The sequence below is a fragment of the Bacillus sp. LJBV19 genome (assembly GCF_017797845.1).
Lineage (GTDB): Bacteria > Bacillota > Bacilli > Bacillales > Bacillaceae > Bacillus > Bacillus velezensis.
This window is the reverse complement of the sequence record NZ_CP072563.1, coordinates 2,321,906-2,342,057: the sequence shown is the minus strand read 5'-3', so window position 1 is coordinate 2,342,057 and position 20,152 is coordinate 2,321,906. Positions and strand designations below refer to the sequence as shown.

Here is a 20,152-nt window from a genome sequence, read left to right as displayed (position 1 = left end):
TAGATTGGCAGTTGCCACCGATCAAGTCAAAACGTTCCTGCAGAAAATCAGCCATACGAATTATATCGTCCGGGATCATCGCGTTCATCAAATCCGCGTCCTCCCGGGCGTGACTTTAATAGATATGCTGTATCGGCTCGCCGCCGGGTATCTCGGTGAACGGCCTATAGAATTAAGACAGATTATTTTTAAGCAGCCTGTTGTAACATCTGAAGAGTTTGATAAACACCTGTATGTGACCTTTACGCCGGCGCATGACAGCTGGAAAGTTGAGATCACAAGCGAAAAAGCAAAAAACGGCACACCGCTTGGCGGAAACCGGGATGAGAATATGGAATGCCAGATTTATTTGCAAAAAGACACGCCCCGGGCAAAAGAACTGAATGTTGAAGCGTTCATGAAAAACGCAAGCCGAAAATGGGACATGCATGACATTTACGGAATTGCAAGAAGAAGCCATATTGAGCATGGCGAGTTTATGAAAAATGAAGGGGCCGTTTATCAGCTTCAGGATAAAGAAGAATTAATGGAGCTCACTCTGAGTGATTTGGCTGAAGGATTCCGGGAGAAATTTAAGGCACATCCGGCTTTTTTAGATGCGTCCACCCTTGCCGGCTCTTCCTTTGCATTGTCGGCCCAAAAGCAAAATGACACACCTTATATTCCTTTTATGATCAATCGTTTTTGCATGTATCAGCCGTTTCCGAAAACGATTTACACTTATTCTGTGAAAAACAGCCGCACTGAAAGCGGCGTATCAGACAGCGAACCTGATGTTTATTCGGCCGACTTCACGATTTATGACAGGGCAGGGAACGTATTGGCCGAATGTGAGAAACTGACAGTGAAAAGGGTCAGACAAGCGAATATGATTACCCATCTGATAGACAAAGAGAAGCCGCCTGAGCAGAACAGAAGCGGCCGTGGAGAGCCCGAAAGTCCTGTGGCCGCAGAAGACGTGTCTGAACAGCAAACGCCGGAACAAAACATGGTGACTTACATAAAGTCGGAAATCGCCAGGCTGATCAATCGTCCGGCACAGGATATTGATGTGCGGAAAGGCTTTTATGATATGGGGCTTGACTCGGCGCATTTGCTGAAGCTTGTAAAGATACTAGAGCAGACTTTTCAGCAGCAGTTTTATCCGACACTGCTTTTTGAATATTCATCTGTCCGCCGCCTTGCGGATTACCTTATCAATGAAGCGGGCTGTGTGCTGAAAGATTCGGCCGAAGAACGGCATACATCAGACGCTGACATTGCTGATGAGGTTCTGTTTTTTGAACCCGCCTGGAAAGATCAGCCGCTGGAAACGGCGGTGCAGAACGGGCAAAAACACACCCGTCATCTCATTATCGCTGCCGATGCAGGACCCCGTCTCACCGGTGAACTCGGCACATATTGCCCGGAAGCGGAAGTGATAGAACTGAAAAGGGAGCATGAGGCTGCAGATGAGCAGTTTGGAGCAGATGCCGAGCGTATATTTCGTATGCTCAAACGGGAACTGACAGACCATCCGAAAGAACATACATTGATTCAGCTTGTATGCGCCGTTGAGAATGGAGCGGCATTGTCTTCCGCTCTCGGGGCTATGCTGAAAACGGCACATCTGGAAAATCCGGTTCTTCGCACTCAGGTGATCACCTTCTGTGACAAGAATGAGAGATTGCCAAGTGAGACGGCCGCAATCATTAGAACAGAAGCAGACTGCTCTTATGCAGGCTGCACAGACATTCGGTATAAAGACAATATGCGGCAGATCAGATTGTTCGAACGTATTGAGAAACTGGACGGGCAGACACAGTCTCCTTGGAAACAAAACGGCGTATATGTCATTACAGGAGGCCTCGGCGGTCTTGGATTTCTGCTTGCCCGTCATCTTGCAGAAAAAGAAAAGGTGAAGCTCGCACTCATCGGCCGTTCGCCGGAACAGTCTGAGAAGATCAGCAGACTGAAAGCATTGGGCGCAGAAGTTCTTTACGTTCAAGCGGACATCGGCAATAAAGCCGAAACAGAGCAGGCATTTGCTCAGATTACAGAGACTTTCGGCCGGCTGACGGGTATTTTTCATTGCGCCGGTGTTTTAAAAGATCAATTTATCATCCAAAAAGACAGTTCTGACTTGAAGCAGGTGTTCCTGCCGAAAATCAGCGGCCTGATTCATGCGGACGAAGCTTCACGGCATGAACCGCTTGAATTTTTCGCCGTATTTTCCTCATTCTCAGCGTTGGCCGGAAATGCGGGCCAGACAGATTATGCCGCGGCGAACGCTTTTATGGATGAATATATGAAATATCGCGATTGCAAAGCGGAAAAAGGCGAACGGACCGGGGCTTCTATGACGATCAACTGGCCGCTTTGGGAAGATGGCGGCATGCAGGTTGACAGCTTGATGAAAGAGATCATGAATGATGCAACAGGCACCAGCCCGCTACCGGCCGGGGAAGGGATGGCTGCACTTGAATATATGCTGCGACTCGGCAAGCTGCAATCTGTTATTTTATACGGGAAAGAGCCGGCTGTAACTGAAAGCATGGGCCGATTGGGTCCAAAGGGAGACAAGAACGGATCTTCATTATCCAACGCAGCTGTCAAGAGAAGAAGCCGAAAACAAGAGAGACATACAGAAGAGCACGATATTGCCGTAATCGGATTGGCGGGAAGATACCCGCAGGCGGGAAGCATTGATGAATTTTACCAAAATCTGCGCTCAGGTAAAGACTGCATTACAACAATGCCGAAAGACAGATGGAAAGGTTATTCTTTCTCATATGAAGCAGATCAGTTCTACCGTTACGGAGGATTTTTAGATCGCATAGACAGCTTTGACCCGCTGTTTTTCAATCTGACTCCGCGCCAGGCTGAAATGATGGACCCGCAGGCGCGGCTGTTTTTAGAGACGGCTTGGGAAGCTTGTGAAGATGCCGGTTTTTATCAGGACAGAACGGCGCGCGGGCCATCTTCACAAAAGAGAAAACGCGTCGGGGTATTCGCAGGTGTGTTTTGGAGCCATTATGAGCTGTTCGGCGCTGAAATTACACAGCGGGGCACACCGCTGTCTATGGGCGTGACGCCTGCCTCTGTTCCGAATATCGTGTCTCACTGCCTGAACTTTACAGGGCCGTCAATGGCTGTTGATACGATGTGCTCTTCTTCGCTCACATCCATACATTTGGCATGTGAAAGCATTAAAAGGGGGGAGTGCGAATTCGCCATTGCCGGCGGTGTGAATGCGGTCACACACCCGCATAAATATGCGTTTTTGGCGAATGCCGGATTTCTGTCTTCAGAAGGCGTCTGCAAAAGCTTCGCCGACGGCGGTGACGGTTATGTGCCGGGAGAAGGCGTCGGCGCGGTGTTACTGACAACCGTTCAAGAAGCGGAAAAGATGGGCTGTCCGATATATGGCGTCATAAAAGGCTCCGCTTTAAACCATGTCGGAAAAACATCCGGTTTGACAGTGCCTGATCCGGCATCACAGGCGGAAGTCATTACAGATTCTTTTCAGAGTGCCGGCATTGATCCGGAGACACTGAGCTATATTGAAGCCCACGGAACAGGCACGTCTCTGGGTGATCCGATTGAAATTGAAGGGCTGAGCCGCGCATTCCGCAAATGGACAAACAAGAAGCGGTTTTGCGCCATCGGCTCTGCCAAATCAAATATCGGCCATTTAGAAGGAGCCGCCGGGGTCGCCGGATTAACAAAGGTGCTTTTGCAGCTGAAGCATGGAGAAATCTTTCCGTCATTGCACGCGGACACGCTGAATCCCCATATTCCGTTTCCGGACACGCCGTTTTATGTGGCGGACCGGCTAGAAGAATGGGAACGGCCGTCACATTCTGACCAGCCGAGAAGAGCGGGTTTAAGTTCTTTTGGCGCCAGCGGGAGCAATGCCCATTTTGTCATAGAAGAATATCTGCCGCCGCAGGCTGAAAAGAAATCGATAAATATACGGGAAGACGAGCCGGTTCTGTTTCTGCTTTCGGCAAAAAATGAAGAACGCCTATTAGAATATGTCAAACGGTATGACCGCTTTTTACGGGAAAAAGAAGTCAACCTTAAAGACCTGGCCTACACGATTCAAGCTGGCAGAGAAGCGATGCCTGAACGGCTGGCATTTATCGTTACATCCGTTTGCGGTCTGCAAGCGAAACTGAAGGATGTGCTTGAACGGAAAACAGAAATTGAAGGATGTTTCCGCGGACGTGCTCAAGATGATATTTCATCAAGTGGAATGGCCGAGCTGCTGAAAAACAAGCAATATTCCAGATTGCTCACTGAGTGGGCAAAAGGAGCCGCCGTTGATTGGAGCCTGTTATACGAAGGAGAGAAGCCGAAACGGGTCAGCCTTCCTGTATATCCGTTCGCGAAGGAGCGGTATTGGGTGCCTGTGCCTGCGGATATCCGGAAACAGACAGACGAACCGGCGGAAAACCAAAAGATCATTCTTCAAAAAGACTGGAAGCAGCAAGATCCGGCGGAATCTGAAGCACTATCAGGAACAGTAATGATACTTGCAACGGATAAGACGCGCCGATTGGCCGATGCTCTTTTTAAAGGAAACGGCCATATTGAAACGGTCTGCTTCATCCATCAGGCAAAAGACGGCGCCGATTATTACGCCGCCGCATCGGGGCGAAACCTTTACGGCAGAGTGCGGGAGTCTCTTCAAAACAAACAGATACTCGGGGTCGTCGACATAACCGCATATGATGCGGAATATGAACGGAAGGAAGAGATAGAACACGGAAAGCTTGCCTTTTTACAGCAGGCTCTTGAATCATTCCGTCATAGCGGCGCTGTGTTCAGCCAAGTGACACACCGCCTCCAGCCTTTCAAGGAAAGTAAACCTCTGATGCAAGGGGCGAAAACGGCGGGGCTGTACCGAATGCTGGGCGCTGAGTATGCCAACATTCATTCTTTTACGATAGATAGCGATTGTGAGATTGAGCATACAGAAGAATTAAGCAGACAGATTGAGACTGAATTTTTACAGCCGCGGGCCAAAAGCGGCAGTGAATGCTGCTACAGGCTGAATCGCCGTTATGTGCCGTTTCTGAAGCAGGGTATGAATGTTTCGGCGGCGCCTGAGCTTTCCTATTCGTCTGATGATGTGCTGTTAATAACGGGCGGATCGCGCGGGATCGGCGCAATTGCGGCGGAGCATGCCGTTTCACGCGGATGCAGGAAACTGGTCATCATGGGGCGGGAGCCGCTTCCCGATTCCTCAGAGTGGGCAGACATGAAAAAGGACGGCATTCTCCCGGAAAAAGCCGAGCGGATGCAGAGGTTAGCCGAGCGGGGCGCGGAGATCCGTTATTACAGCGTTTCTCTTACGGATCAAAAGGGGCTCCGGAACATGACGGACAGCATCCGCGGCACGATGGGACCGATTACCGGCGTTTTTCATTGCGCGGGTGCAATGGGAGAACACCCCGCTTTTTATAACAAAACCGAAACTGAAATCGAATGCGTTTGCACGCCGAAAGTAACAGGGCTTCGCGGTCTCTATGAAGCCGTTCAGAATGAGCCGCTGTCGTTTTTTATTTTGTTCTCATCCGTTTCGGGTCTGATCCCTTCGCTTGCTGCGGGGCAAAGTGACTACGCGATGGCTAATTCATTTATGGACTCTTTTGCAAATCATCAGGCAGGTAAAGGAAACGTGTTTGTTAAAGCCGTTCAATGGCCCGTCTGGAAAGAAACCGGCATGGCTGAAGGCCTGCCGGAAACACCTGCTTATCAAAAATCAGGACTTTCCAGGCTGTCTGCCGAAGACGGACTGAAGTTTTTAGATTACATCATATTAAACGGACAAAGCTGCGGAATTCCTTGTGTTCCAGAAGACAGTGAGGCTGATTTTGGTGATCTTCTAAGGGTGAAGAAATCTGAAGCTCCCGTGAAAAAAAGCACTGCCGGTGACCAAAAGGTGAAGGATACGATTCGTCAATGGGTGCGCACCGTCTTCAGTGAAGAACTGAAAATGACGGATGAGCAGATAAAAGATGATATGCCGTTTGATGAATACGGGATTGACTCAATACTCTTTGCGGAATTGGTTCAATCACTGCAAAAACGGATCAGCATAAAGTTAACACCGTCCTTAATGCTTCAATATCAAACGATTACAGAAATGGTTGACTATTTCGCAGCGCATCATGAAGCCGATTTTGTGACAAAAGAAAATGGTTTCGTTCACGACAGGGACGTCCAGCCTGATTTAACTGCCGCCGCTGAAGAGAGAACATCCATGAAGCCGAAAGCGGATACCGAAGACGACATTGCCGTCGTCGGCATGTCCTGCCGTTTTCCGGGGGCGGGCGGAACGGATGCTTTTTGGGAGCTGCTGATGAAAGGAAACACCGCCATCCGGCCTGTCCCCGCAACGCGCTGGCATGCAACAGCAAATGCAAAGGATTATGCGGGGTGGATTGATGATATCGACATGTTTGATGCGGGCTTTTTCGGCATCTCTGAAAAAGACGCGGCAATTATGGACCCGCAGGCGCGGATCATATTAGAAGAAGCGGTTCATTCCGTTTATGATGCCGGGTACGGCCAAAAGGATTTATCGGGCCGGAAAGTCGGCGTGTACATCGGCGGCAGGGCGCAGCCTTCAGCCGGTATGGAACATATCCTGCAGGCGCCTAACCCGATTTTGGGGGCGGGACAAAACTATTTGGCGGCCAACATTTCACGATTTTTGAATGTCACAGGACCGAGCCTTGTCGTGGATACAGCATGTTCCTCAGGGCTGATCGGGCTGTCCTTTGCAAAAGACGCCCTTTTGGCCGGAAGGATTGACGCGGCCTTAGTCGGTTCGGTGAGTCTGCTCTTATCTCCGTCCGCGCACCGGTTATTCGGAGCGCGCCATATTTTAAATGAGAACGGCGTGTTTCATATATTCGACCGTGAATCAGCGGGAGAAGTGCTCGGAGAAGGAGCGGGGGCGGTTTTTATCAAACGATTGAGCGATGCGGTGCGGGACGGAGACCGTATTTACGGCGTCATAAAAGCCGTCTCGGTAAACAATGACGGCCGGACGCTCGGTCCCGGTTCACCGAATATAAGAGCGCAGAGAGACGCCATTCAAACTGCGCTTGACATGGCGGAAAAGTCGCCCGAAGACATTGGATATATAGAAGTGAACGGAGGCGGTTCCCCAATCGTTGATTCGGTGGAAATCAAGGCGCTCTCAGATGTCTATCAGCTGAACCGGAAAACGCTTCTGCCCTGCCGGATCGGATCGGTGAAACCGAATGTAGGGCATTTGCTTCTGTCTTCAGGTCTTGCGGGCTTCATCCGATGTGTGCTGAGCGTCTATCATAAGCTGATTCCGCCTTTCTTATCAGCGCGTGAGCCATTTGAACATTATGACTTTGAAGCGTCGCGTATTCATTTTAATCGTGAACCCGTTGATTGGCATTCAGAGAAGAAACCCCGCGTCGCAGCTCAGAGTTCATTTCCTGACGGCGGGACAAATGCTCATATCCTCGTTGAAGAATACAGAGGTGAAAGGCAGCGGGAACATCACCGGGCGCCTCAGCCGCCGGAATTCAGAAAAAAACACTACCCGCTTTTGGGCGGCTGGAACAGCACGGAGAGTGAAACGGAAAAAATAAATAATGAAAAAACAGACATTGCGGATCTTTTAAAGAAATATGAGAAAAAAGCAGAGACAAGCACTGCACCTGCAGACTCGTTTTGGCAGGTGACAACGTGACGTTTTTAAAAGGGGACTAACCATGAAAAAAACAGTGAATCTGCGCCTGACGGCAGAACATCCCATTATGAAAAACCATCTTGTTCACGGAGAATCTGTCATGCCCGGTCTGGCCTATATTGATATGCTGTATCAGCTGGCAAAGCAAAGCCTTGATCTTTCATTCCGTTCCATCTGTCTGAAACGGGTGACCATTTATCATCCTTTATCAGTGAAACGGTCAGAGCGGCTTGATGTGAGTGTCATATTCAGTAAAGAAAAGGAGTTCTGGACAGCCTCGATTTGCGGGGCGGATTCCGGGACGGTTTTCTTATCAGCGGAGGTGCATGAAGGAGTCTTCTCATCAGATAAGCGCCTTGACGCAGGGGAGAAAAAACAACAAGCCGCACTTCCATCAGTCTCTTTGCATACGGTTTACGAAGCCGCGAGAAGCTGCGGACTGTCGCATGACGGGCTGATGAAGCCGGAGGGAGAGATCTATGCAAATGAAGAGGAATGTTTCCTTGATATTCGGCAGTCTGATTCATGCCAGGAAAATCTCCCTGGCGCTCTCTTTCATCCCGCGCTGATGGACGGTGCCGCCATGGCCTCCGGCGTATTGCAGACAGCTGCAGGCGCCGGTTTGTTTTTACCGATTTATTATGATTCGTTTATTGCCGCTGAGACCGTTACGGAGCGCTGTTACGCGGTGATTTCGAAAAAGTCCGGCACGCCTTCTGAAATGGTGAAAATGGATATTGACTTTTACAACCCCAGCGGTGCGCATATTGCTTCACTGCTCGGCCTGACAGCCAAAAAGGTGCGGACAGACCGGCAGCTGATACCAGGCGTTCAGCAGATGGAGGAAACCTTAAACCGCATTTTCTCAACATACGTAGGCCGTCCTGTCACAAGAAATGATGCGCACACCGTATTTTTTGAATTAGGCCTTGAATCGTCACAGCTTCTGGCCATTATTAAAGACATCGAAGAGGCGTTTGATCTGCGGCTGAATCCGACTCTTTTATTTGAATGCAGCAGCATATCCGAACTGCTTGAAGACATAAAAACAAAAGGAACAGATGAATCATCCGGCCTTGTCGCGGATGCAGCACCGGTCTCTGAAACGCAATCAGGCAGTCAGACATTTACTTTCTATGAACATGAAGCATTCCTTCAGGATCATCTGGTTTTCGGCAAACCGGCACTGATGGGTGTAGTGTATCCGTGTCTGGTGCTTGAAGTATCCGGAGCGTCTCATTCCGGCACGTATCCCGCCGGGCTGAAAGATATCCGTTTTACGGGCGGGCCCGTCACGCTGGAGCCGGGAGAGGCCGCACATGTTGACATTTCATTTGCGGCAGAAAAGAGTGCCGAACGCTTTACCGCAAGCTGCACTGTCTCCGGTAAAGAGAGCCGGAAGATATGTGCCGAAGGAGAAATAAGCAGAGGTATAGAGGCACCCGTAAAAAAATCATATGACGTTGAACAAATGAAGGCGCATGCACAAAAGGTGGCGCCGGATGTTATTTCCCGTCTGTACGATTCGGTTGCCGACTTCACGATAGGCCCGATGCTGAAAACGGTAACGGCGGGATACAAAATGAGTGAGAGCTCCTTTTTATTGCAGCTGGACTTATCAGGGAAAAAAGAGAAAGGCGATCTGCATCACTTTGCATTTGACCCGCTTATATTGAATTCTTGTTATATGTCGCTCGGTGAAGAAGAATTGCAGCTGAAAAAGCGGATTCACGTCCCGCTCATGATTGAGAGGCTGACGCTTTACGGACCTGTCATGTCTGATACCGTCTATGTGGTGAATACAATCAAACATAAAAAAGACGGGTTTCTCTCATTTGATGCCGCAGTCCTCAGCCATACCGGAGAACAGCTGGCGGAATTGAAAAACGCGTCTGTGAAAGAAGTGCTTCAGCCAAATCGGCTTGAAAATGCGTCTTTTGCCCCGTCCGGGAATCAAAGCCGTCAGAAAACGAAAGGAAACCCGCTGGATATTGCCATTGTCGGGATTTCCGGCAAGTATCCGCAGGCCGATGATATCAATGCGTTTTGGGAAAATCTCAAACAAGGAAAGGATTGTATTACCGAAATTCCGAAAGAACGCTGGAAATGGGAACATTACTTTTCCGAGGACCGGACGGCGCCGGGAGCGATCTACAGCAAATGGGGCGGATTCATTGACGGGATCGCCGATTTTGATCCTGAGTTCTTTAAGATTTCCCCCCGTGAAGCGGAACACCTTGATCCTCAGGAACGGCTGTTTTTGATGCATGCGTGGATGGCCATGGAGGATGCGGGATATACGAGGACATCACCTGAACTGGGCCGTCAGGTAGGTGTGTATGCCGGAGTCATGTATCAGGAATATCCGTTATTCGCGGCTGAAGCGGGAGTGAAAGGACGGCATATCGGGCTCCCCGGCGGGATTTCATCCATTGCTAACCGTGTCTCCTATTTTTGCGATTTTCAAGGGCCGAGCATTTCGGTCGATACGATGTGTTCGGGTTCGCTGACTTCATTGTACATGGCGTGCCGGGATCTGCGGGATCATCGGGTTCGCGCGGCGCTTGCCGGCGGAGTGAATCTCACCGTTCATCCTAACAAGTACTTCATGCTGAGCCAGGGGCAGTTCATCTCATCTAAAGGACACTGCGGGAGTTTCGGCGCCGGGGGTGACGGCTATATTCCGGCAGAAGGTGTCGGGGTGCTGCTTCTTAAACGTTTAGAAGACGCCGTACAAGACGGAGATCGGATTTACGGCGTTATTAAAGGAGCTGCCATTAATCACGGCGGGAGAGCGAGCGGTTACACCGTACCGAACCCCAAGGCGCAAAGCGAAGTCATTTCTCAAGCTTTACAGGAGGCGGGGGTATCCCCGGGCCAGATCAGCTATGTGGAAGCGCACGGGACAGGGACAAAATTAGGCGATCCGATTGAAATCCGGGCTTTAACCGATGCATTCGGTGATGTTCCTGAAACATGTCTCATCGGGTCTGTCAAATCAAATATCGGACATGGGGAATCGGCAGCAGGCATCGCCGCTGTCACAAAAGTGCTGCTGCAGATGAAGCACAAACAAATCGCCCCATCTTTGCATGCGGATGTTTTAAATCCGAATATCCAATTTGACGAAGGTCCGTTTTCCGTCTGCCGGGAATTAACAGATTGGAAACGGATTGCAGCAGACGGAGCAGAACAGCCGCTCAGGGCGGGGATCAGCAGCTTTGGTGCGGGCGGTTCTAACGCGCATATCATTATTGAAGAATATGAGGCTCCTGTAAAACAAGCAATCAGCAGCCAAGAGCCGGCTGTCATTCTGCTGTCTGCGAAAAATGGGGAGCGTCTGACAGAATATGCGGAGCGCCTTCTTGCTTTTCTTCAAAAGAAGCATACGGATAAGCCGGACTTATTTGATGTCGCATACACTTTACAAGCGGGGCGGGAAGCGATGGATGAGCGGCTGGCTTTCATTGCGGACTCCCTTAAGGAGCTGGAGGACAAGCTCAGATCGTACTTGGAAAATGAAAACGCACCGCATCTTTACAGGGGGCGGGCGAAGCGAAATCATGAGACAGTGGCTGTGTTTGAATCTGATGAAGATTTGCAGGAAGCCATGGGCAAATGGCTGAAAAAGAGAAAGTACGGTCATTTGCTGAACATGTGGGTGCAGGGAGTCGATGTGGACTGGAACTTGTTATATTCGGGACAAAAACCCCGGAGAATCAGCCTTCCCGCCTATCCGTTTGCAAAGGTCAGATGCTGGATTCAAGATGAAGCCGAGGCGGTTTCAAAAAGGGATGACGGCAAAACGGTGATCCATCCGCTGCTTCATGAAAACACATCTGATCTGTGGGAGCTGAAATTCACCTCTGTTTTTACCGGACGGGAATTCTTTTTCACTGACCACACAGTCAATGGGGATAAGGTGCTCCCGGGAGCCGCCGTGATCGAAATGGCCAGGGCGGCCGTTGAGCGTGCCGCATACGCTGTGCCGGACGGACGTAAAGGACTGTATTTGAAAGATCTCATATGGATGAGGCCTGTCGTTCATAAGGGGACGGATGTAGAAGTCCATATCAGCCTTATCCTTAAGGAAAATGAAGACATTGAATTTACGATTTACAGCCTATCGGAAGAACCCGGGGGAGAACGGATTATATACAGTAAAGGCACCGCGGTATCAGGAGAGATAGCAGCGGTTCCGTCAGTTCACTTAGAGGGCTGGCTGTCCGGGTGCAGCCAATCGGTTATGACGTCTGATGAGGTTTATCAGGCTTTCCGGCATGCGGGTATGATATACGGGCCGAGCCATCAAGGAATTGATCAGCTGATGATCGGAGAGAGGGGTGCTGCAGCCCGGCTGTCGCTGCCGGAATCGGCAGACAGTTCCGCCGATCAGTTTGTCATCCACCCGAGTCTTCTAGATGCCGCGTTTCAGGCGTCACTGGGTGCCGGTTCAGATACTGCCGGAGACACTCCGATGCTGCCGTTTTCCCTGAGGCAGGCAGAAATATTTCAGCCGACTCAGAAAACGTTGTGGGCGCTTGTCCGCAAACAGAGTGATCGGTCAGATAACGGAGCGCTGACGCTGGATATTGATTTATGTGATGCAAACGGCGCTGTTTGTATGAGATTGACAGGCTTCTCCTGCCGGGCTGTCCGGCAGACAAACCAAACCGAAAGCAAGCGGCAGGAAGTTCAGACGGCGATGCTTGCCCCTGTTTGGGACAAAACTTTCTTTTCTCTGGAAGAAAATCGAGCGGTTGATCAGGAACAATTGCTGATCATCGGAAAGCCGGGACATACCATAAAGGCTGCGGCAAAAATGTGGCCCCGCGCCCATCTGGCGGAGACGCCGGATCATTCAAGCGAGCAAACATTACGTGAATTGACAGCCGGGTATCAAGATATCCGCCATTTCTTATGGATTGCGCCGGATCGTTTCGCACCCGCATCCGTCAGTCAGGAAATGCTTGATGAGCAGGAGAATGGGGTGATTCAATGTTTCCGTTTCATCAAAGCGCTGCTGTCACTCGGGTATGGAAACCGAAACATCAGCTTTACGGCGGTCACCCGGCAGACACAGTCCGTGTATCCGGGTGATCTGCCGCAGCCTGAGCATGCGGGCGTACATGGGTTGATCGGTTCATTGGCAAAAGAATATCCGAACTGGGACATCAGGCTGATTGATACAGAAGAAGGCAGTGATTCGTCTGAGATGAAAAACATCTGGCGCCTTCCTCCAGATCCGGACGGAAATGCTGCCGCGTACCGTAACGGAGCTTGGCACAAGCAAAAAACAGTCCGGGTGCTGACAAGTTCCGCTCCGCGTATGTCGTACAGAGAAGGCGGCGTTTATGCTGTCATCGGCGGAGCGGGCGGCATCGGAGAAGCATGGAGCAAATACATGATCACCCGTTACAAGGCACGAATGATATGGATCGGCAGGCGACCGAAGGATCAGGAGATTCAGAGCAAAATAGACAGGCTGGCGCTAGCAGGCCCCGCGCCGCATTATATACAGGCTGATGCTCAAGATGCCGCAGCGCTTAAAGCGGCCGTCCGTTCCGTAAGAGAGCAATACGGCAATATAACGGGAGTCATCCATTCCGCGATAACGCTTGCCGACAAAAGTATGGCGAATATGGATGAAGCTTCTTTCAGAAACGCTTTTTCAGCTAAGGTGAATACGAGCGTCCGAATGATCGAAGCTTTTAAGGGAGAACCGCTTGATTTTGTGCTGTTTTTCTCATCCGTTAATTCTTTCACAAAAAATGCCGGGCAAAGCAACTATGCGGCAGGGTGTACATTTCAAGACGCCTTTGCCCGCCATATCGCTTCCTTGCTTGATTGTGAAGTGAAAGTCATGAATTGGGGATATTGGGGCAGTCTGGGCGTTGTATCAGACCCGTCTTACAGAAAACGGATGGAGGCGTCAGGGATCGGTTCTATTGAACCCGATGAAGCAATGGAGGCGCTGGAAGTCTTACTATCAGAACCGTTCAGCCAAGCGGCATTCATTAAAGCTGCTCCGCACGCCTTAGCCGAGCTGACGGATCAAGATGCAATATCGGTTGTATCCGGCCCGAAGCCTTCATTTATGGAAAGCGTCAAGCGGCAAAATCCGGATCGGAATGAACGGCTTGAGACTTTAAAACGAGAAATGGAGTTGCGCATATGAACAGCCTTCTTTGCAAACTGCTCTTTTACCAATTACAGTCAATCGGGTTTTTCAGCGAGCCTGTCACCACACCTGCAGCATCCATGCGGAGCGCCGGCGTGATCGGCACATACGGCAGATGGCTGGAAGAAAGCTTGAATCTATTAAAAGAAAACGGATATATCGCGTATGACGGATACACGATCACTCTTCTCACGGATCAGCGCCCGGACGGCCGCACAGTCTGGAATGAGTGGAATGCCCATAAACGCCTGCTTCCCAATGGGGAGCTTGCGCAAGCTGAATTGGCCGAGGCGACGATAAAAGCGATGCCTTCCATTTTAAAAGGAGAACGTCCGGCTACGGATATCGTATTTCCCGATTCATCAATGCGGCTCGTTGAAGGTGTTTATAAGCATAATCCCGTTGCGGATTATTTTAATGAAGTGTTGGCAGATTCCGCGGCCGCTTACCTGAAAGCTTATCTTACAGAACACCCCGATGCCCGCATCAGGCTGATAGAAATAGGGGCCGGGACGGGCGGAACGAGCGCCATGCTGTTTACAAAACTGCAACCATTTGCAAAACAGATTGCGGAATATTGTTATACTGACGTTTCTAAAGCTTTTTTAATGCATGCCGAACAGGAATACGGACCTGATGTGCCGTATTTGACAACAGCCTTGTTTGATGCGGAGGAACCTTGCGAATCACAAAATATCAAAACGGGTGTTTACGATATTGTCATCGCCGCCAATGTGCTTCACGCCACAAAAAATATCGGTTTGACACTGCGCCGTCTGAAAGCGCTCCTGAAATACAACGGGATGATTCTGATAAACGAAATCAGCGATCGTTCTGTTTTTACCCATTTAACCTTCGGGCTGCTTGACGGGTGGTGGTCCTATGAGGATGCTGAGCTTCGGATTCCGGGAAGTCCCGGCTTATATCCAAAATCGTGGGAGTGTGTGCTGCATTCGGAAGGATACAGAGCGGTTTGTTTCCCTGCTGAAACGGCTCATGATTTAGGTCAGCAGATTATCGCAGCTGAGAGTGACGGACTCGTCCGGATGCAAGGGATCAGAGACGGCAGAAAGCCATACGCCGCCCCGGCCGAAGTTTTCCGAAAGCCCGCACAGCCTGTTTCCCGCAGCCGCGCGCCAGAGGAGCATCAAGCTGTTAAGGCTGATGGGGAATCGGTCGCTTCCCATGTCCGCTCTGTCATCAAAACAAGTATTGCCGATGTATTAAAAATGAAAGAAGAGGATATTCAGGAAGAACTGAATTTCTCTGAATACGGCATTGATTCCATTTTGGCCGTCAATGTGATTAACGAGATTAATAAGCGTTTGAATCTTACACTGCAGACAACGATTTTATTTGATTACTATCATGTGAAACTGCTGACCGGTTATATCTCGGCAGAATACGAAACCATCATAGCCTCGTCTCTGGAGACCGAAAGAGCGAAAATCCGCCCGGCGCTTCAGGAAGAACGGCCTGCTGAAAAACCTCTGCAGACGGAAAGAAAGGAAACCGGTTATCAGAAACCGAAACAAGAACGTATGCCGCCTTCTTTTGCAAAGTCCGATGACTCGGGAATGTTCCGGGTTGTGATTGACCGTCCGGGCGGCATTGAAGATCTGACGATTGTCCGCAGTGAAGTGCCTGAGACAAAAGATGACGAAGTTCAAATAGCCGTCCGCGCCTTTTCTTTAAACTTCGGAGACTTGCTTTGTGTCAGAGGGCTGTATCCGACGATGCCGCCTTATCCGTTCACTCCGGGATTTGAAGCAAGCGGCGTCGTGATCAAGACAGGGAGGCATGTAACATCCGTCGTTCCAGGTGATGAAGTGATTGTCGGCATGGGAGAGGAATTTGGATCTCAGGCGAATCTCATCACATGTAAAGAACATCAAGTCTATCATAAACCGGCCCGGCTGACCTTTGAAGAAGCATGCGCTCTTCCCACCGTGGCGGTGACCATGATAGACGCCTTCCGGAAAGCCGGACTTAAAAAAGGCGAAAAAATATTAATTCAGACCGCGACGGGAGGAACGGGGCTGATCGCGGTGCAAATGGCCCGGCATATCGGCGCGGAAATATATGCCACGGCCGGATCACAGAAAAAAATTGAGTATTTGCATTCGCTCGGGATACACAATACCATTTGCTATTTAGAAGAAGATTTTGAAACGGAAATCATGCGAATGACCGGCGGCCGTGGGGTGGATGTTGTCATTAATACCCTGGCCGGTGATGCCATGCAAAAAGGAATGAATTGCCTGGCGCCGGGCGGAAGATATATCGAAATTGCCATGACTGCGCTGAAATCCGCTAAATCAGTCGACTTGTCCGTCCTTCATAACAATCAATCGTTTCACAGCGTGGATTTGCGGAAGCTGTCCCTTCAAAATCCGGATCAGGTCAAGGACTATCAATTGGAACTGCAGCGGCTGGCGGAAGAGGGAGTCATTCAGCCTGTCATCTCAAAAATCTTTTCCTTTGAAGACATAAAAGAAGCGTATCACTGTCTGGATGACCGCGGAAATATCGGGAAAATCGTCATCAGCGTTTCTGAGCCGTATCAAATGACGTACCGCCCCGAACAAAAGGATCCGGCCGATACAGTAAAATCAGCAGCTGTGTTACCTGAAAAAGAACCGATCGCGATTATCGGGATGAGCGGGCGGTTTGCTGAATCGGAGAATCTCCATGAGTTTTGGGAACACTTAGCCGCCGGACGGGATCTGATTAAAAAAGCAGACAGATGGGATGTCTCTGACAGCCAATGCCAGTATGGCAGTTTTATAGAGGACATTGAATGTTTTGACCCCGTTTTCTTTCATATATCGGGACGTGAAGCGACCTATATGGACCCTCAGCAGCGGCTGTTTTTGGAAGAATCATGGAAAGCGCTTGAAGATGCGGGATATGCGGGAGACTCGGTAAGAGGCCGGGAATGCGGCGTGTATGCCGGCTCCTGCGGCGGAGATTACCAGGCCATTTTTAAACAGCAGGGGCCCGCGCAGGCTTTTTGGGGCAATCATAATTCCGTCACTCCGGCAAGGATCGCCTATCACCTTAATTTACAAGGTCCGGCGATCACTGTTGATACAGCATGTTCCAGTTCGCTGACAGCCATTCATTTGGCATGTCAGGGGCTTTGGACGAAAGAAACGGAAATGGCGGTGGCGGGCGGGGTTTTCATTCAATCCACTCCCGCTTTTTATCAGTCGTCAAATAAGGCGAATATGCTGTCACCGACCGGACGCTGCCATACGTTTGATCAAAGCGCGGACGGGTTCGTGCCGGGTGAAGGCGTGGGAGCGGTGGTGCTGAAACGTCTTAGCGACGCCGTTAGTGACGGAGATCATGTGTACGGCGTCATAAAAGGCTCTGCAATGAATCAGGACGGCGCTACAAACGGAATCACCGCTCCAAGCGCGCTATCTCAAGAACGATTGGAACGGCATGTCTATGATACTTTTCACATTGATCCGGAAACCATTCAAATGGTGGAAGCTCACGGAACGGGCACTGCACTGGGCGACCCGATCGAATTCGGCGCCTTAACGCGCGCTTTCCGCCGCTATACGGATAAAAAAGGATATTGCGCCATCGGCTCTGTGAAAACCAATCTCGGGCATGCCGCTGCGGCCGCGGGGATGGCCGGACTGTTTAAAATCCTGCTGTCGCTGAAGCATCGGCAGATTCCGGCTTCCCTGCATTTTCACCAAGCCAATCAGCATATTCAATTTGCGGACAGCCCGTTTTTTGTGAATGAAAAGCTGATACCGTGGGAACGGAATCCGGATGCACCGCGCAGAGCAGCCATCAGTTCATTCGGATTCAGCGGAACAAATGCCCATCTTGTGATTGAAGAGGCGCCGCAAACCGTGCGCCGGTCACCGGCAAAACCAGCCTGCCTCATTCCTTTATCTGCGCGGACGGAGCGTCAGCTGGAAATTCAGGCAGAACGCCTGCTGGATTCACTCAGCAAGAACAAAGACAGCGATCTGGGAAATATAAGTTATACGCTCCTGCTCGGCAGAAAGCATTTACATCACCGGTTTGCCTGTATCGTAAGCAGTGCGGACGAACTGAAGCGGGTATTATCGGAGTGGCTTGTAAAAAGAGAGCTTCCGGGTGTGTTTGTGTCCAATTTGAAGGATCAGAAGCCGGCAGAAGAAGCCGGAATGAAAACATTCGGAATGGAATGCATTGAACAGTGCCGCTCGGCGTCTTCGCCCGCACAGTACAGAGAAAGCCTGGCACATATCGCTGACCTTTTTTGCAGAGGGTATGATCTTCCTTTTGCACGGCTTTTTGACGGAGGGCAATATTATAAAACGCCGCTGCCTGCCTACCCGTTTTTAAAAGAAAGGTATTGGGCGGCTGATGTAAACAGTTCTTTACCAGGCCAGGCCATGAAAAAGTCTGAAACGCAAACCGTTCTCCCGTCTTCGCCGCAGCCTGAACATGAAGGGCTGATTTCTCTGACTCCTTTAACTGAGATCGAAATGAGAGCGTTTGAACCGGAGACATTGCAAAAACCGATCGTGTTACAGCCTTTGGATTGTACTGTTTCTGTCCAGCAGCCAGAAAAAGCCGTTTTCGAAGACAATAGAACATTGCTTGAAGAATTGAGGATAAGCCTGGCAGATATTTTATTTTTGTCACCGGAAGATATTGATGCTGATGAGCCTTTCATCGACATGGGGCTTGACTCCATTATCGGGGTTGAATGGATACAAACAGTAAATAAAACGCACCACACTGAGATTACTGCCAATAAGGTGTATGAACACCCGACGCTTAAGGAGCTTGCGGAATATATAGCGGGGCAAATAAAGAAACCCGAGTATGCTGAAGCGGAGGAAACAGCGGTACGTCCGCAAATCCCGGAAGCAGAAACGCCCCTTGCCGGCATCTCTGACGGCACTTTGCGCAAAGAGCTCATAGAAAGCCTTGCGGACATCCTGTTTCTGAAGCCGGAAGATATTGATGAGCATGAAGCATTCATTGAGATGGGGCTGGATTCTATTATCGGTGTGGAATGGGTTCAGTCCATTAATAAAACCTATCAAGCGTCTATTACGGCAAATCTGGTCTATGAATATCCGACAATCGCAACATTAGCCGGGTATCTGACCGGTTCTGTCCAAAAAGACACCGAGGAAGTACATGAGGAACATACGAAACAAAACGATATATCACAAGAGACAGATGATCAAGAACCGCCCGAACTGATCTGTCTTAACCCGGGGGGAAAGGGAAGACCGATTTTCTGGTTTCATTCCGCGTTAGGGGCAGTGGAGCTGTACCAGCCTGTTGCCGAACGGACCGGGCGTCCTTTTTACGGAATTCAGGCAAGAGGGTGGATGACAGACCGGGAACCGATCCGCGGCATTAAAAACATGGCGGAATATTACGTTAAGCTCATACGTACCGTGCAGCCCCGGGGTCCTTACGATGTAGGCGGCTATTCATTAGGGGGCATGCTCGCTTATGAAGTCACCCGGCAATTGCAGCTGGCTGGAGAAACCGTTGAGTCAATCGTCATGCTCGACTCCTTTGACTCAGCGGGTGCGCGGGAAATCAACATTCCTGATGAATTATTTGATAAAAATATGATGCTGCAGACGGTGAACATGGCTTTATTTGCACCAATCTATCAACATCCGGAACGCATATCTGAAACCTTGATTCATCGTGATGAACTAGATGCCGATCTTCATGAAGACATATTTTTAGAGCAATTAATCGCAAAAGCCAAACAGCGGGGGTTAACGAAGACGGACGCGTTGGTGAAAAATCTGATCAGGCAGAATATAAATGTTCAGGACGCTTACGAAATCACTGATTACGAACTCTTGCCGCTTCCGGACCCGAACGGGGTGACATGCTATTATTTCCGAAATAAAAACGGAATTTTCTTGGGTGAGCTTGATCCGTATTTTACGATCAGGGCTGATATTTTATCCGCTGATTTCGTCAACTACTGGAGCCAGTGGGAAGAGCATATGACAAACATCGCCATCATGGATGTGGCGGTATCCAACCATATGACGTTATTGGCTGAAGACAGCGCAGCCGAAACGATTTCTGAATTTTGCGGCGTTTTATATTCGGCAGACGGAATGACAGAACACAGCTTCCTGCAGCTGCAGGAAAAGATACTGAACGTGCATGGTGAGATGCTGAAGCAGCCCGCCAAAACAAGACCGTAAATTCACATATCCGCCCGCCGGGTTTACTCGTAAGCTTCG

General features: G+C 50.0%; 3 protein-coding genes. All 3 read left to right on the top strand.

Annotated features, from left to right (window positions below):
- Nucleotides 1-4 precede the first annotated feature (4 nt).
- The 3 genes from J6600_RS11265 to J6600_RS11255 are packed head-to-tail and all read left to right on the top strand — an operon-like array spanning nucleotide 5 to nucleotide 20,113.
- A complete protein-coding gene (locus tag J6600_RS11265) occupies nucleotides 5-7,723 on the top strand; it encodes a type I polyketide synthase (protein WP_209387408.1) in 7,719 nt (2,572 codons plus the stop codon).
- A 22-nt stretch (nucleotides 7,724-7,745) separates the two neighbouring features.
- Nucleotides 7,746-13,901, top strand: coding sequence for a type I polyketide synthase (locus J6600_RS11260; protein WP_209387407.1), 6,156 nt, complete (start codon nucleotides 7,746-7,748; stop codon nucleotides 13,899-13,901).
- Nucleotides 13,898-20,113, top strand: coding sequence for a beta-ketoacyl synthase N-terminal-like domain-containing protein (locus tag J6600_RS11255; RefSeq protein ID WP_209387406.1), 6,216 nt, complete (start codon nucleotides 13,898-13,900; stop codon nucleotides 20,111-20,113). Before J6600_RS11260 ends, J6600_RS11255 begins: the two co-directional genes overlap by 4 nt.
- Nucleotides 20,114-20,152: the final 39 nt, after the last annotated feature.